Below are 15,450 nucleotides of genomic sequence, written 5' to 3'. Positions count from 1 at the left end.
ATGAAGCAGCGTATGCTGGGGTTTTTCAGCGGTTTCCCCAGCCATCATTTTCCAAGGGAGATAGCTGAGAGACTGAAAGAAAGCCTTATAGAGCGCGGGAGGCGGTACGGCAGGCCTCCTGCATATTCCTTATGGGCGGGCACCCGGGCCTTCAGCTTCAGAGGATAAAGGCTATGAGGCCCTTTTCGCCGGAAAAACTGAATATCCCGGGCAAAAAGTTAAAAGGTTGTTAATGAAATCATCGAGGGCGCGTGGTATAATACTAGCGGAATGCTGGATTAACTGACGTTCAAGGGGGGACACGGCATAGGGCGTGTTCCCCTTGTCAAAATAGAGGGACCAAGGAGGAGGATACGGATGATGATGCTTTGTACAAGATGCCATAAGCGGCCGGCTACGGTTTTCGTGTCCCAGTCGTCGGACGGCAGGGACGCCAAGGGCTACTGCTTTGTCTGCGCCAAGGAGCTGGGCATAAAGCAGGTGAACGACCTTATGGACAATATGATGAACACCTTAAAGGAGCAGACCGGCATCACTGAGGAGGAGTTCCAGGAGGCCACCGAGCAGATGGCCCAGATGATGCGCATGGATGCGGAGGAGGCCGGCGAGGACCCGGAGGACGAGGGGGAGGACGATTTCTCCCCGGGGGGCGCGGCCACGCTGCCCACGGATATGCTTTTGGGGCGGCCCTCGGCGGGAAACGGCTACAGCGGCGTGCGGGAGAAGAAGGAGAGCGTCCATAAGAAAAAGCGCAAGCATATAGGAAACTACTGCACAGACCTGACCGCCCGGGCCCGCAGGGGCGAGCTTGACAATATAGTGGGCCGGGAGAAGGAGATAGAGCGGGTGGTGCAGATATTGTCCCGGCGCACAAAGAATAACCCCTGCCTTATCGGCGAGCCCGGCGTGGGCAAGACCGCCGTGGCGGAGGGTCTTGCCCTGCGCATAGCGGCGGGGAAGGTCCCGGCGAAGCTTCGAGACAAGGAGATACAGCTTCTGGACCTGACAGCCCTGGTGGCCGGGACCCAGTTCAGGGGCCAGTTCGAGAGCAGGATAAAGGGCCTTGTGGAGGAGGTCCGGGCCGACGGAAACGTGATACTCTTTATCGACGAGGTCCACAACTTAGTGGGCACCGGCGACGCGGAGGGCAGCATGAACGCCGCCAATATCCTAAAGCCCGCCCTCTCTCGGGGAGAGATACAGGTGATAGGGGCCACCACCTTCAACGAGTATAGAAAATACATCGAAAAGGACGCGGCCCTTGAGCGGCGTTTCCAGCCGGTGACGGTGGGGGAGCCCTCCATAGACGACGCCGTGAAGGTCATACTGGGCATAAAGAAATATTATGAGGACTACCACCGGGTGACGGTTTCTGAGGAGATCGCCCGGCGGATAGTGGTGCTGTCCGAAAGATATATCAGCGACCGCTACCTGCCGGATAAGGCCATAGACCTTCTGGACGAGGCCTGTGCCTGCGCGGCCCTTCGGAACAAGCGCCTGGAGGAGTACGACGCCATGGAGCTGAACCTCAATAAGGAGCGGGTGCGGGAGCAGGACCTCTCTGACCCGAGCAGCGCCCTGGTGGATTATGAGGAGCTGGCAAAGACCCACTACAGGATAGCCACCCTTGAGGAGGGCCTTGACAAGCTCAGGAACGAGGGAATCTTCTCTCCGGTGGAGGAGCGGGACCTGGCGTATGTGATAGAGCTCTGGACCGGCATACCCGCCACTAAAGTGGAGGCCGGGGACCTTAAAAAGCTCGGGGGCCTTGAGGACGTGCTGAGAAAGCGCATAATCGGCCAGGAGGAGGCCATAAAGGCCGTGTCGGCGGCGGTGCGGCGGTCAAGGGTGCAGATAAGCCCTCGGCGGCGGCCTGCGTCCTTCATCTTCGTGGGGCCCACAGGTACCGGCAAGACCGAGCTTGTGCGGGTGCTCAGTGAGGAGCTTTTTGACGCCACTGAAACCATGATACGCCTTGATATGTCGGAGTTCATGGAGAAGCACTCGGTGTCGAAGATAATTGGCTCCCCTCCGGGGTACGTGGGCTATGATGAGGCGGGTCAGCTTACGGAAAAGGTCCGGCGGCGGCCCTATTCGGTGCTGCTTTTTGACGAGATAGAGAAGGCCCACCCGGACGTGATGAATATACTCTTGCAGATACTGGACGAGGGGCGCATAACCGATGCCCACGGCCGCACGGTGAACTTTGAGAACACCGTGATAGTGATGACCTCCAACGCCGGCAGCGAGCGTAAGGAGGGCTCCCTGGGCTTTGCCAAGACCGCCGGGGATATCAGTCGGGAGAAGGCCATGAAGGCCTTGACGGAGTTCCTGCGGCCGGAGTTTTTGAGCCGCATCGACGAGGTGGTCATCTTCAAGCCCCTGACTGTGGAGGACTACAGAGACATCGCCGGGCTTATGCTCTCTGAGTATGTGGGCTCACTCAAGGAGAAGGGCATAGCCTTCAAGTATGACGACGCCGCCTGCGTGGAGCTTGCGGAAAAAGCCTTCGGAGGCAAGTCCGGGGCCAGGGACCTTAGAAATACCCTTCGCCGGGAGGTGGAGGATAAAATAGCGTCCCTGATGGTGGAGCGGGGCGATATAAGCGCCGTGGCTGTCACCGCCAACCAGGGCGGGCTGCTGGTGGAGGCCCTGTAGATGGAGCTGAGACCGGCTTGCAGAGAGGACGTTCCCGCCGTCGCAAGGCTGTATGATATGGCAAGGGCTTCCCTAAAGGCCGCCGGTGTGCCCCAGTGGCAGGAGGGCTACCCGAACGGAGATGACGCGTTAAGGGACATAGAGCAAGGGCACGGCTATGTGCTTACCGAGGACGGCGAAGTGGCGGCCTTTGCCTGTCTGGCCTTCGGCGTTGAGCCCACCTATAACGTCATAGAGAAGGGCGGTTGGCTGGGCCAGGGGGAATACGGTTTCCTGCACCGGGTGGCCGTGGACCCGGTACTTCGTGGCCGGGGCGCGGCGGGGCTGTTCTTCGACGAGCTCAAGCGCCAGGCCGGAGAGCGGGGCGTGAAGATAATACGCGGGGACACCCACAGGCTGAACCTGCCCATGCAGCGGGTGATGGCGAAAAATGGGCTGGAACTGCGGGGGGTTATCCACGTGGAGGACGGCAGCGAACGGCTGGCTTATGAGTGCATATTAGAATAGAAAAAGGGCCCACCCAAACCGGGAGGGCCCTTTTACTTGGTTAACTTACATCAGCTTTCTGAACAGCTCCACAAAGTCCTCAACACCGGCCTCCTTCGGGTTGCCGGGGGCGCACGCGTCAGCCGCTGCGGACTCGGAGAGGAACTGTAAGTCCTCCTCCTTTAACGCCTCCAGCTTGGTGGGTATGCCCACGTCCACAGAGAGCCTGCGCACCGCGTCGATGGCGGCTTTGCGGTAGGCGCCCTGGTCCATGCCCTGGGTGTCCACGCCCTCTAAGGACCGCACGTCGGCGAACTCCGGGTTGTTGATGATGATGCCGATGGCCTTGCCTGTGTCCATGGAGGAGCCGCCGCCGACAGCTATCATATAGTCCGCGCCGGACTCCTTATAGGCCTTTACGCCGCTCTGGACATTCTCGATGGTAGGGTTGGGCTTGATGTCGGAATAGACCTCATAGGCCATGCCCGCCTTGTCCATAAGGTCGGTGACCTTCTTGGTAACGCCGAATTTCAGAAGGTCCGGGTCGGTGGCGATAAAGGCCTTTTTAAAGCCCTTCGCTTCAATAATGCCGGGTATCTCGTTGATAGCCCCCTTGCCGTGGTAGGAAATGCCGTTGAGAATGAAACGATTTACAGCAATAATAATTGCTTCCAGATAATAAAATTATATAAAAGCTCAGTGCTTTTCATACAGGAATTGCTCCGGCAGCTCCACCTTGAAGTCCACGGCCAGATGCCGGAAATCATCGGGCCCTATGGTTTGAAGCTTTCGGGGGGTCATGGAGAGCACCTTTACAAGTATCTCCGCCGACTTCTCCACCGTGTGCATGAGCCCGAAGGTCTCGTCGAAGTCCGCGCCCGAGCAGAATATACCGTGGTGGGCCCAGATGGCCACGTTGTACTTCTTCATCAGCTCAGAAGTGGCAACGGCTATATCCCGGCCCCCGGGCACTCTCCAGGGCACCACGCCTATACCCTCTGGGAACACCACCGGGCATTCCGTGGCCATCTCCCAGAGCTCCCGGGTAAAGGCCTCGTCCGTCAGGGGCAGCACAAAGGTCAGGGCGATGGTGTTGGCCGGGTGGCAGTGGTATATCACACGGTGCTTGCCACAGGTAACACTCTTCTTGACTTCATGGTTCATAAGGTGGCTGGGCAGCTCGCTGGTGGGTCGGCCGCCGTTTATAAGGCCCCAGCATATGCGGTAGTTCTCCCCCTTGCCGTCCAGTTCGATTATACAGAAGCTGTCCTCTGGCTTTATCATAACGTTGCGGAAATATTTCCCGGAGCCGGTCACCAGGAAATACTCCCCAGAAAGACCCGGCACGCTTGTGCCAATCTCCTGCCAGTCACCGGGGGCCAGCTCCTCCCGGACAGACTCCGCCTCCTCGGGCTTCAGCCGATAGCTCAGGTTGCCTCCGTTGCGCTCGTGCCAGCCCTGGTCCCAGCCGTCGCCGGCCATGCGCATAAAGTCCTTTACAAATTCCGCATCCAATACTCTCATGCTCTTGTCCCCCTTATCTTGTGATGATATCCACCGGCACGTTAAATATCTTTGCCACTTTTAAGATGGTATCAATATGCCGTCCTGAAGCCGCCGCCATATGGTGGGTGGGGCCCGCCTCGCTCCACCTGTCGCAGAACTCCCTGGCCCCGCAGGCAAAGCGGGTACGCATATTGGTGTCACCGAAGGTGAAGATGGGGCCCTCCTGGTTTATGCCCTCCGCCACCACGAACTTGAAATGTCCGTCCCTGTCCTGGGTTATGCCCAGGTACGTCACCGGCCCCAGATGGGGGTAGAATTGGGTCAAATACCCGCCGCCGGTCTTGCCGTGGAACACGTCCACTATCTTCATGGTGGGCTTTTTCGCGGAGATGTCCGCGTCCCCGGAGCCGCTGTGGCCGATGATGCACAGGTCCTCCTTGAAGTCGATGGAGTACATCTCAGAGAGCTGGCCCATGCCGGCGATGGTCTTTAAAATGCTCATGGCCATAGCCACCTTGACGTCCCCCTCCACAGCACAGGCCACCCCCTGCTTTATGAGCATGGAGAAGGCGGGGATAAGCATACTGTCCAGCACCCCGGCCTGTCCCTTGGCTAAGCCGTCATAGTGGGAGGCCACAAAAGCGATCTTCTCCTCCTTCACCCACCGCTCGAAGGCCACCACATACCTTGCCATGTCCCAAACCTTTTCGACGGTGCCGCCGCCCTCAACGTCGAAGGTGTCAAGAAGGTCCTGGGCTTTGGCGCGTATTGCGTCCTCGTCGTTGATATCGTCCGCAATGGCCCACATCTTTTCCCAGTCGAACTGCTTTGTATACAGGTACATACGGTGATAGAGGTTTGTCTCGTCGATATAAAGGTCCATCATCCCGGGATAGGGCCGGCCGATCTGGGCAAGGTTTGTGTCCCTGAAACGTCTGCGCACCTGGGCGGCCCTGCACCAGTCCTTTATCTCGGCTTTGGCGTGGGGATCGCCGCCCTCTACTACGCCGGTTATAACAGCGTGGCGCTTGCCCGCCCGCTCCAGGTCGGCCACCATCTCGCCCACCGCCCCGCAGGCGTATAGCTCGCCAAGCCACGTGGCGGTGTCGGTATTGGCGTAATCCGGGGCCTTCTTCTTTTGCAGGTTCACCAGCACCACCGGCACGTCCAGGTCCCGGACGGCGGGGAGCATATTGTAGCTGGTGGCGTAGGTCAGAAGCTGCAATATCACCAGGTCCACGTCCGCAGAGCGAAACCTGTCCCCGGCTTCCATGGCCTGCTCCTTGGTGGTGACAATGCCGCCGTCGATTATCTCCACGGTATCGGGCAGGGTCTTCTTAAAATCCTCGTACTGGCCCTTAAACTCCGGCACAAGACTGGGGAACTGGGGCAGATAGGCCCCAAGGGCTATAGCGAACACGCCGATACGGGCCTTTGTCTCAACTAGCATTGACTTTCCTCCTCTGCTCTTATCTGGCATTTTAAGTTGCCCAGGGCCGTGGCCTCGATGGGCAGGGCAACGACTCTCAGGCCGGTTTCCTCCTCGGTCAGACGGTTCAAAAAGTCGTTCTTGGCCCCGCCGCCCACAATATACAGCGTGGCATATTTACGCCCGGTCAGGCTCTCCAGCTCCCGGACGCTCTCGCCATAGCACTTTGCAAGGGAACGGTAGGCGCAGCGGAAATAATCCCCGCAGGTCTTTGGCGCGTCAAAGCCGGACTCCGCAAGGGCCGCGGACATCTCCCCGCTCATGGAGCCCGGGGCCATGAACCTCTGGGCGGTCACGTCCACAAGGCCCGGATAGGCGCTCTCTTGGGCGGCCCTTACTATTGCCGGGAAGTCCTCGCCGGGGCAGAGCTCTGCCCGCAGATTATTCGCCATCCACATACCCATGATGTTCTTTAAGTAGCGGATATACCCAACACCGCCCTCGTTGGAGAAATTGGCCCTGCGGCTCTCCGGGGTGGTGACGGCCTGGGGAAGCTTTGCACCCAGAAGGCTCCAGGTGCCCGAGGACAGGAACAGCTGGTCTGTACCCTCCACGCCGTTCTCCATGGGTATGCCCTCCACCGCGCTGGCGGTGTCGTGGGTGGGGCAGAGCAGGACCTTTATGCCCTTATACTCCCCCAGCGGTGTGCCCGGCTGGCAGAGTTCGCCGAACAGGCTCTCCGGCAGGCCAAGTCTTTTGATAATTTCCAGGTCAAACTCCCCTGTGGCGGCGTTCAGAAGACCAGTGGTGCTGGCGTTGGTGTACTCGTGCCCGCAGGGCGGAGCGCTCTCGCAGAGCCTCCACATCAGGTACTCGGGCATCATCAGCCAGCCGGTAACGCCCTCCAAACGCCCCGCGAGCTTGTCGGCATACAGCTGATAGATAGTATTGAAGGGCTGGAACTGCACGCCTGTGCGGGCATACAGCTCCTCGAAGGGGAGGAGCCCCTGCACCCTTGGGACTGCGGTCTCGGTACGGCTGTCCCGGTAGGCATAGCAGGGCAGGACAGGCTCACGCTCTTTAAGCAGCACGTAGTCTACCCCCCAGGTGTCGATGGACAGGCTTTCAAGCCCCGGGTACTTTTCAAGGGCCGCATCTATACCCGCCCGGACCTCCCGCTCCAGCCGTCCAACGTCCCAAGTCAGATGGCCGTCCGCTTCTGTCACGCCGTTCTTGAAGCGGTATACCTCCTCGGTCCTCAGCGCGCCCTCCTCCTGCCAGCCCACAATATGTCGCCCCGAGGAGGCGCCGATGTCTATAGCCAGGTAGTAACGTGTCATAGAGCCCCTCCTTCGTCGAAATGAATTTATATATATTTGGATTATAGTATATTACAGTCCATCAGCCTGCCCTCATACACAAGGCGGTAATCCCGCGCGCGCAGGAGCTCCACCAGCTCCTCCCCGGTGCGGGCCCGCTTGGGCAGAGCTATACCCGAATTATTGATGCCGCCGTCGGTATAGATGTGCACGTCCCCGCCGGAGGTGCCGGGCAGGCCGGTTTCCCGGGCCAGCTCCACGGCCTTCTCATTCTCCTCCGGGTAGTTGTGGTAGTTAAAGACCTCCAGGGCGTCCAGGTACTGCGGTTCCGGCCCCACGCTCATGTCGATATAGTCCCGGTCTCTGAAGGGGTGGGCCATGGAGAGAAAGCCGCCCCACTCGTGCACAAGCCTTGAATATTCCGACAGGGGCAGACGGTCGATGTCGGGATATTTCAGCAGAAAATCCAGGTCTATACCATAGGTCAGTACCTCTTTCCCATGGCCGTAGTTGTGCTCTATGCCAAAGAGCACATCGAAGTCCTTGCCCTTCGCCCATTCCCTGGCCGCAAGGTACACGTCGTAATACCTTGACACCTTCTTCTCCCAAGGCCAGTCCTTTGGCACGGCGGTGTTGCCCCTTAGGAAATGGTCGGTGAATATCATCCCGGCGTACCCTGCCTCATAATAGGCCCCGGCCATCTCATAGGGCGTGCTGACCCCGCAGCCGCTGCACCAGCAGGTGTGGCAGTGGGTCTCGTACAGATACGGATAGTTTTCGTCGGTCATTTTTTGTCCCCCCATGCAGTAGGCTAAATATATTTTATAAAAGCTTTTTTGACATATAAAGCACCAGCTCGTCGTCATTTTGGCAGGCAGCGCCGGGTTCGAGCACCCTTCCGTTGTACCACGCCCCGGAGCCGTCCGGGACATAGCCCCTTATGGCGTACATGCGCTGGGCGCTGCCGTACCCGCTGTGCAGCCCCACGCAGAGGAACACCGTCCCGGCATACTCTGCGGCGACTGTCTCCGCCACGTCCATAAGCCTGCCGCCTATCCCCTTCCTGCGGAACTTCTCCAGCACCCCGAAGTCGATAATTTCCGGGTATCTCATCCCGGCAAAGGGCCCGTCATCCGAGTTTGGATACACATGGATATACCCAGCGGCCTCGCCCCCATATTCCGCAACAATGGCCATACATTTCCCATCGCGCTGGTCCCTAAGACGCCGCTCATACTTCTCTATAGTCTGCCGCCAGCCCTGGGCGATCTCGCCGTCGGTGATGGCCAGGGCGTCAGCGGGTATCATGTCGCGGATGATAAGTTCTTTATCTCTATAGTAGACCATATTGAAAAAACCTCTTCCTAAATCAGGATCTTACCCACCGCCTGTTGCGGACCGGCCCGCCGTGCCCGAAATAGATCGTCCTGTCCCCGAGTGCGCTGATTTTCTTCGCGCTCTCCAGCATATCCCTGCGGTCATGGTACAGCATGGACACGGTGGGGTAAAACATATTCATCAGCGCGTCCCCGACTATCAGTGACGCGCCGCCCACGTCAACGCCGATAGAGCCGGCAGTATGCCCGGGCAGGGCGATTATTTTTGCGTCCACCCCATACGCGGACAGGTTGTCCCCGTCCTTTAGGAGCACCTCCGGCTTGAACCTCTGCATTTCCCTTCTTGAAAAATCCCTTAAAGACACTGACAGGACTATTTTCCCCAGGAAAGTACCAGCAGAAAGCTCCTGGCTATTGTTGGCCTCTATCAAATTACTGTCCAGTTCGCTCATGCCGATGGGAATCCCCAGCTCCCGAGAGATACGGGCGGCGTTTTCGGCATGGTCGAAATGCCCGTGGGTCAAAATTATAAGCCCCACCTTATAGGCCCTGCACCTCTCCAGCACGCGCTCTGCATACTCCCTTTTCCCCGTGTCCACCAACACCCCGCCGGATTCGTTTTCAATTATATAGCAGTTTCCGTTTCCACATTTTATCCGGTGTATATTGCTCATCTTATCACGCCTATCACGCATTCACCACATTCTTCGCCCATATCCCGGACTTCAGCATTATCACCGAAATGACCGCCTTAAGCCCTGAGTCTACGCACTGGACCAGGAGGAACAGCCAGGGCAGGCTCAGCGTGGTAAACCGGCTGAGTAAAAACGCCACAGGCAGGCAGACCACCCAGGTATAGGCGCAGTCGAAAAGGAAGGTGATAAAGGTGCGCCCGCCGGAGCGAATGGCGAAGTACGAGCAGTTGGTAAGGGCCCCCAGGGGCAGGAAGGCCCCGGAGATAATGAGCATCTGGGCGGCAAGCTGCCGGACGTTCTCCTCGGTGTTGTAGATCATGGGTATCACCCCGGAACTGGATATAAGCAAAAGGCCCATCACCACGTTCATGGCCACGCCGAAGGCCGTCAGTTTTCTCACGGTGTCCTTGGCGCCCTCTATATCGTTTGCCCCCAGCTGCTGGCCGCACATTATAGCCACGGCGTTGCCCATGGACATCAGGAGCATGGAAAAGAGGTTGAAGGCCGTGCTGTTTATGTTGCTGGCCGCCACGGCCGCAAGGCCCCGGGTGGCGTAGCAGGCGGATATCATGGAGATGCCCATGGACCACAGGCTCTCGTTGAGCATCAGGGGGGTGCCGGTAATTACAATGCGACGCACCAGCGGCAGGGGCACCCGAAGGCTCCTGAACGCGCCCTGTACAAAGGGGAATTTTTTCTTGTGGCGCAGGGTCTCCATAATAAGGTAGCCCATCTCTATGTACCGGGCAATCACCGTGGCCAGGGCAGCGCCCGCAACGCCCATTTTGGGGAAACCGAAGCTGCCGAAGATCAAAAGGTAGTTCAGCACCAGGTTTACGGCGATGGAGATGACGCTTGCCACCATGGGTATAAAGGTCTCGCCGGTGTCCTTAAGGACGCTTGCAAAGCAGTTGGACACGGCGAAGGGCAGCAGCCCCCAGAGCATTATACGCATATAGTTCTGGGCATGGGCCAGAGTTGCGGCGGTCTCCTCCGGGGTGTTGGCCTCGCCGTTCAGAAACAGCATAAAGAAGCTCTCTCCGAAGAATATCAGCGCCAGAATTCCCAAAACGCCTATGGCAAAGGCGAAGATAAGCCGGAAACGCAAGGTGTGCCGAAGGCCCTCCAGGTCCCCTTTCCCATAATACTGGGCCCCGAAGATGGACGCGCCGGACATACCCCCGAAGATAGTCAGGTTGAAGATAAAGATTATCTGGTTCACAATGGCCACCCCGGACATGGGCTCGGTGCCGAGCCGCCCCACCATCACGTTGTCCAAAAGGTTCACGAACTGGGTGATGCCCTGTTGTATGACCATTGGCACCAAAAGGACGATGACGGAAAGATAAAAGGCCTTTGTGCCGATAAACTTCTTTATGAACTGCATGAAAGTAAACCTCCAAAAGATGGTGAAAACATTATATCATGCCTCCAAAGGAGATTCAAGGCCTTTGGGTCAGGAAGTTTCCGGACGCTAACTATACCGCTGTTTTGCAGTGAAAGGGTCTTTTCAAAACCGCCGGACTGTGCTATAATAAGCATTTGGATAATGAAAAACAGTTATGCGGCTGAAAGGAAAGGATAGAAAATGGGAAAAAGAGAAGACCTGCGCAACGTGGCCATTATCGCCCACGTTGACCATGGGAAGACGACTTTAGTGGACCAGCTGCTGCGGCAGAGCGGAATATTCCGCGCCAACGAGGCCGTGGCGGAGCGTGTGATGGACTCCGGCGACCTTGAGCGGGAGAGGGGCATCACGATACTTTCAAAGAACACGGCGGTGAAGTACGGCGGCACGAAGATAAACATCGTGGACACCCCCGGCCACGCGGACTTCGGCGGCGAGGTGGAGCGGGTGCTGATGATGGTGGACGGTGTGCTGCTCCTGGTGGACGCCTTCGAGGGCTGTATGCCCCAGACCCGCTTTGTGCTGAAAAAGGCCTTAGGGCTTGGGAAGAAGCCCCTGGTGGTCCTCAACAAGATAGACCGCCCGGGGGCCCGGCCGGCCGAGGTGGTGGACGAGGTGCTGGACCTGTTTATAGAGCTGGGGGCCAGCGAGGACCAGCTGGACTTCCCGGTGGCCTACTGCTCCGCCAGGGAGGGCTGCGCCTCTCTGGACCCCAGCGTGCCCGGCACGGACATGAAGCCCCTTTTTGAGATGATACTAAACCAGGTCCCGGCCCCGGAGGGGGACCTGGGCGGCCCCACTCAGGTGCTCTTCTCCAACATTGACTACGACGAGTATGTGGGCCGTATCGGCATTGGCCGGGTGGAGCGGGGCGAAATAAAAGTAGGCCAGCAGGTGGCCATCTGCGGGGGCGGCGAGGAGGGCCATAGGAACGCCAAGATTTCAAAGCTATACCAGTTTGAGGGCCTGAAAAGGGTGGAGGCGGAGAGCGCCAAATTAGGGGACATCATAGCCGTCTCGGGCATCACGGACCTGAACATCGGCGAGACTGCCTGCACCACGGACCATATAGACCCACTGCCCTTTGTGAAGATAGACGAGCCCACGGTCTCCATGCTCTTTAAGGTGAACGACTCACCCTTCGCCGGCCGGGAGGGCAAGTTCGTCACCTCCCGAAACCTTCGGGACCGGCTCTTCAAGGAGGTGGAGACAAACGTGGCCATGCGGGTGGAGGAGACGGACAGCATGGACACCTTTAAGGTTTCGGGCCGGGGTGAGCTGCACCTGTCCATACTCATCGAGCAGATGCGCCGGGGAGGGTACGAATTTCAGGTGTCCCCGCCCACAGTCATCTACAAGGAGAAGGACGGCAAGAAGCTGGAGCCCATGGAGCTTTTGATGATAGAGACCCCCGACAGCTATGTGGGGGCGGTGATGGAAAAGATAGGCTCGAGAAAAGCGGAGCTTGTGAACATGGGCTCAAGAGAGACCGGCATAACCCATATGGAGTTCAGAATACCCGCAAGGGGCCTTATGGGCTACCGCTCGGAGTTTTTGACGGACACCAACGGCAACGGCATAATGAACCACGTCTTCGACGGCTACGAGCCCTATAAGGGGGATATCCCCCAGCGGCAGCAGGGCTCCATTATCGCCTTTGAGACCGGGGAGAGCACGGCCTACGGGCTTTTCAACACCCAGGACCGGGGCAGGCTCTTTATAGGGCCCGGGGTGGAGGTATACGAGGGTATGATAGTCGGGGTCAGCCCAAAGTCCGAGGATCTGGTGGTGAACGTTTGCAAGAAAAAGCACGCCACCAATACCCGGTCGTCCAGCTCCGACGAGGCCCTGAGACTTACGCCCCACTCGATGCTGAGCCTGGAGCAGTGCCTGGAGTTCATCAGCGAGGACGAGTACGTAGAGGTCACGCCAAAGAGCGTGCGCATGAGGAAGGCCACGCTCTCCCACGAGCAGCGCATGAAGCAGCAGAGCCGAAAGAAGTCCCAGTAATATAAAGGAGGTGCCCGCCATAAACGCCAAACCCACTGTCGCAATACTGGACCTGGAGTGGAACGCCGCTTACAGCAGCAGGCGCCAGGGATATATAAACGAGATAATCGAGTTCGGCGCGGTTAAATGCGGCCCGGACCTGGAGCCCGTAGGCACCTTCACCTGCTTTGTGCGCCCCCAGGTGGGCAAGCACCTGAGCTCCCTGGTGGCGGACCTTACCAGCATAACCGACGAGGATCTGAGCGAGGGAGGAGTCCCCTTCATGACCGCCGTGGGCCGCTTTAGGCGCTGGCTTGGGGACTGCGTGCTCATGACCTGGGGCCAGTCGGACATTCTGGCCCTTATGGACAACTGCGGGTATTTCAGCGGCAATATACACGTGCCGTTTCTCACCAGATACTGCGACCTTCAGCGCTACGCCCAGGACGCCCTGGAGCTTGGCTCAAAGGAGCAGGCGGGCCTTGAGAAGGCGGCGGGGCTTTTGGGGCTGGACATCTCGGAGCTCTCCCAGCACCGGGCCCTGGACGACAGCCTTATCGCCCTTAGGATACTCCGCGAGGTGCGTGAGCGCCGGGACCTCTCGCCCTATATCCAGGCCTGTGACGAGGAATTCTACCGGCGCATGAACTTTCGCACCAGCTATATAAAGGACCTGGAGGACCCACGGGTGCGCCCGGAGCACCTGCGCTTCCTGTGCCCGAAATGCGGCGGCAGATGCGCCCGTACCAGCCGCTGGGGCCAGCATAACCGGGCGTTTTTGGCGGACTTCTGCTGCCGGGGCTGCGGGCTGCGCTTTTCGGGAAGGGTCATTATTAAACAGAAATACGAGGGATTGGCCGTGAACAAGAAAGCTGTACCGTTACCTGTGATAGAAAAGCCCCGGAGGTCCGAGCCCGGGGGGATAGGCAATATGCTGCTGGAAATAAACGGCGGCGTGGGCGTGCTGCGCTTTCCCGCCCTTGGGGGCCTTCGGTTTGTTACCCACGCCTTTTCCACCAGGATAGGGGGAGTCAGCTCTAAGGAGTTTGCCTCTATGAACCTGGGCTACGGCCGGGGGGACCCGGAGGAAAATGTGGAGGAGAACTACCGCCGCTTCGCCGCTGCCGCCGGGTTCGAACCCCAGGGCATGGTCTGTGGCTGCCAGGTGCATAAGACGGACATACGCCGGGTGGGTGAAAAGGAGCGGGGCATAGGCATATGGAAAACCAACGACTGCGACAGCGCCGACGGACTAATAACCGACGCGCCTGGGGTGACCCTCGTCGTCTTTGCCGCTGACTGCGTGCCGGTATACTTCATCGACCCGGAGCACAGGGCCATAGGCCTTGCCCACGCAGGCTGGCGGGGCGCGGCGGCTGGTATGCCGAAGGTCATGGCGGAGCGCATGAGAGAGGAGTTCGGTACGGACCCGAGGAAACTCATAACCGCCATAGGGCCCTCCATCTGTAAGGACTGCTTCGAGGTGGACGAACCTGTGGCAAGGGAGTTTCTCGCGCTTCCCGACTCTCAATACTTTGTCACCGGCCCCGTGGAGCTGCCCGGGGAGGGGGGGACAAAGTACCACGTGGACCTTTGGGAGTGCTGCCGCAGGTCGCTTCTCTCCGCGGGGGTGCTGCCGGAGCATATCACCGTGGGCGGGGTCTGCACCATGGAGGAGAGCAGCCTTGTTTTCTCCCACCGAAAGACCCGGGGCCATAGGGGCAGCAACTGCGCCATGCTTATGATAAACCCATGAACTGTAAACTCTGCCCGCGTATGTGCGGGCGGGAGAGGGACGGCGGTGCCCCCTGCCACAGCGGGGAGGAGATGCGCATAGCCCGGGCGGCCTTACACTTTTGGGAGGAGCCGCCCATAAGCGGCAAAAACGGCTCCGGGGCGGTGTTCTTTGCCGGGTGCCCGCTGGGGTGCCGGTACTGCCAGAATTACGATATCAGCCGGGGCATAACCCCCGGCCGGGCAGTCACCCCGGAGGAGCTCAGCGGCATATTCTTTGACTTAGCGGCGCAGGGGGCCCACAATATAAACCTTGTGACCGCCACCCAGTTTGTCCCGGGGGTACGGCGGGCCCTGCTATATAGAAAGCCGCCGGTGCCGGTGGTATACAACACCTCTGGGTATGAGCGGCGGGAGACACTGCGCGCTTTGGAGGGCCTTGTGGACATATACCTGCCCGACTTCAAGTACGCTGAGGGCGGGCTTGCAAAGGACCTCTCGGGCGCGCGGGACTATCCCGAGACGGCCATAAAAGCCATACATGAGATGGTCCGTCAGGCCGGCCCGCCGGAGTATGACGAGAACGGCATGATGAAAAGGGGCGTGCTCATACGCCACCTGATACTGCCCGGGCACACAAAGAACTCCATAGCTGCCCTGGAGCTTATCGCCCGGGAGTTCCCCGGCATACCCGTCAGCCTTATGGCCCAGTACACCCCCTGGGGCCAAGCCAGAGATGGCATACCCGGATACCCGGAGCTTTCAAGGGGTATCACAAAAAGGGAGCTTTTAAAGGTGCAGGACGCGCTCTTTGAGCTGGGCCTTGAGGGCTTTGTGCAGTCCAGGAAAGCCCGGGGCGCACAGTTTATACCGGAATTTCAGTGAGGTG

14 protein-coding genes are annotated in these 15,450 nt (G+C 58.9%); 6 read left to right on the top strand and 8 right to left on the bottom strand.

All coding sequences use genetic code 11. From position 1 onward, the window contains the following. The 3 genes from ADH66_RS20265 (at position 1) to ADH66_RS17575 (ending at position 3,165) form a co-directional block, all read left to right on the top strand. Positions 1-168, top strand: a complete 168-nt coding sequence (locus tag ADH66_RS20265) for a hypothetical protein (protein ID WP_157130637.1) — start codon at positions 1-3, stop codon at positions 166-168. A 195-nt stretch (positions 169-363) separates the two neighbouring features. After that, complete coding sequence (locus tag ADH66_RS17580) at positions 364-2,658, top strand: ATP-dependent Clp protease ATP-binding subunit (RefSeq protein ID WP_066541850.1); 2,295 nt, start codon at positions 364-366, stop codon at positions 2,656-2,658. Beyond that, a complete protein-coding gene (locus ADH66_RS17575) occupies positions 2,659-3,165 on the top strand; it encodes a GNAT family N-acetyltransferase (RefSeq protein ID WP_066538138.1) in 507 nt (168 codons plus the stop codon). It abuts the gene before it with no gap. Positions 3,166-3,210: 45 nt separating this feature from the next. Here the strand turns inward: ADH66_RS17575 and ADH66_RS17570 are convergent, their stop codons facing one another. From ADH66_RS17570 to ADH66_RS17535, 8 genes are read right to left on the bottom strand one after another with little or no spacing between them, the layout of a single operon-like run. Then, the gene (locus ADH66_RS17570) at positions 3,211-3,804 is read right to left on the bottom strand and encodes an iron-containing alcohol dehydrogenase (RefSeq protein ID WP_407922936.1); all 594 of its coding nucleotides are present in this window, start codon (positions 3,802-3,804) and stop codon (positions 3,211-3,213) included. Positions 3,805-3,840: 36 nt separating this feature from the next. Beyond that, complete coding sequence (rhaD, locus tag ADH66_RS17565) at positions 3,841-4,668, bottom strand: rhamnulose-1-phosphate aldolase (protein ID WP_066538142.1); 828 nt, start codon at positions 4,666-4,668, stop codon at positions 3,841-3,843. Positions 4,669-4,681: 13 nt separating this feature from the next. Continuing rightward, positions 4,682-6,100, bottom strand: a complete 1,419-nt coding sequence (locus tag ADH66_RS17560) for an arabinose isomerase (RefSeq protein WP_066538145.1) — start codon at positions 6,098-6,100, stop codon at positions 4,682-4,684. Next, positions 6,094-7,419 (bottom strand): rhamnulokinase, encoded by a 1,326-nt coding sequence (locus tag ADH66_RS17555; protein WP_066538148.1) that lies wholly within the window; start codon positions 7,417-7,419, stop codon positions 6,094-6,096. The genes ADH66_RS17560 and ADH66_RS17555 overlap by 7 nt, the downstream gene beginning before the upstream one ends. A 41-nt stretch (positions 7,420-7,460) precedes the next feature. After that, positions 7,461-8,186, bottom strand: a complete 726-nt coding sequence (locus ADH66_RS17550) for a PHP domain-containing protein (RefSeq protein WP_066538151.1) — start codon at positions 8,184-8,186, stop codon at positions 7,461-7,463. A 34-nt stretch (positions 8,187-8,220) separates the two neighbouring features. Continuing rightward, positions 8,221-8,745 carry a GNAT family N-acetyltransferase gene (locus ADH66_RS17545; protein WP_066538157.1) on the bottom strand — a complete coding sequence of 175 codons (525 nt, stop codon included), beginning with the start codon at positions 8,743-8,745 and terminating at the stop codon, positions 8,221-8,223. A 22-nt stretch (positions 8,746-8,767) separates the two neighbouring features. Further along, positions 8,768-9,409, bottom strand: coding sequence for an MBL fold metallo-hydrolase (locus ADH66_RS17540; protein ID WP_066538159.1), 642 nt, complete (start codon positions 9,407-9,409; stop codon positions 8,768-8,770). Between the two features lie 13 nt (positions 9,410-9,422). Then, on the bottom strand, positions 9,423-10,817 hold the full coding sequence (locus ADH66_RS17535) for an MATE family efflux transporter (protein WP_066538161.1): 1,395 nt from the start codon (positions 10,815-10,817) through the stop codon (positions 9,423-9,425). 201 nt (positions 10,818-11,018) lie between these two features. Between ADH66_RS17535 and typA the strand changes: the two genes are divergently transcribed. From typA to ADH66_RS17520, 3 genes are read left to right on the top strand one after another with little or no spacing between them, the layout of a single operon-like run. Next, on the top strand, positions 11,019-12,848 hold the full coding sequence (gene typA, locus ADH66_RS17530) for a translational GTPase TypA (RefSeq protein WP_066538163.1): 1,830 nt from the start codon (positions 11,019-11,021) through the stop codon (positions 12,846-12,848). 10 nt (positions 12,849-12,858) lie between these two features. Next, positions 12,859-14,583: a peptidoglycan editing factor PgeF gene (gene pgeF, locus ADH66_RS20385; RefSeq protein ID WP_084384381.1), complete on the top strand. Its 1,725-nt coding sequence runs from the start codon at positions 12,859-12,861 to the stop codon at positions 14,581-14,583. Beyond that, entirely contained in the window at positions 14,580-15,446 is an 867-nt protein-coding gene (locus tag ADH66_RS17520) for a radical SAM protein (protein ID WP_066538166.1), read from the top strand. The genes pgeF and ADH66_RS17520 overlap by 4 nt, the downstream gene beginning before the upstream one ends. The last annotated feature ends 4 nt before the right edge of the window (positions 15,447-15,450 follow it).

This window comes from Acutalibacter muris (assembly GCF_002201475.1).
Classification (GTDB): Bacteria; Bacillota; Clostridia; order Oscillospirales; family Acutalibacteraceae; genus Acutalibacter; species Acutalibacter muris.
Note: the sequence above shows the minus strand (reverse complement) of the source record. Positions and strands in the feature narration are given on the sequence as shown.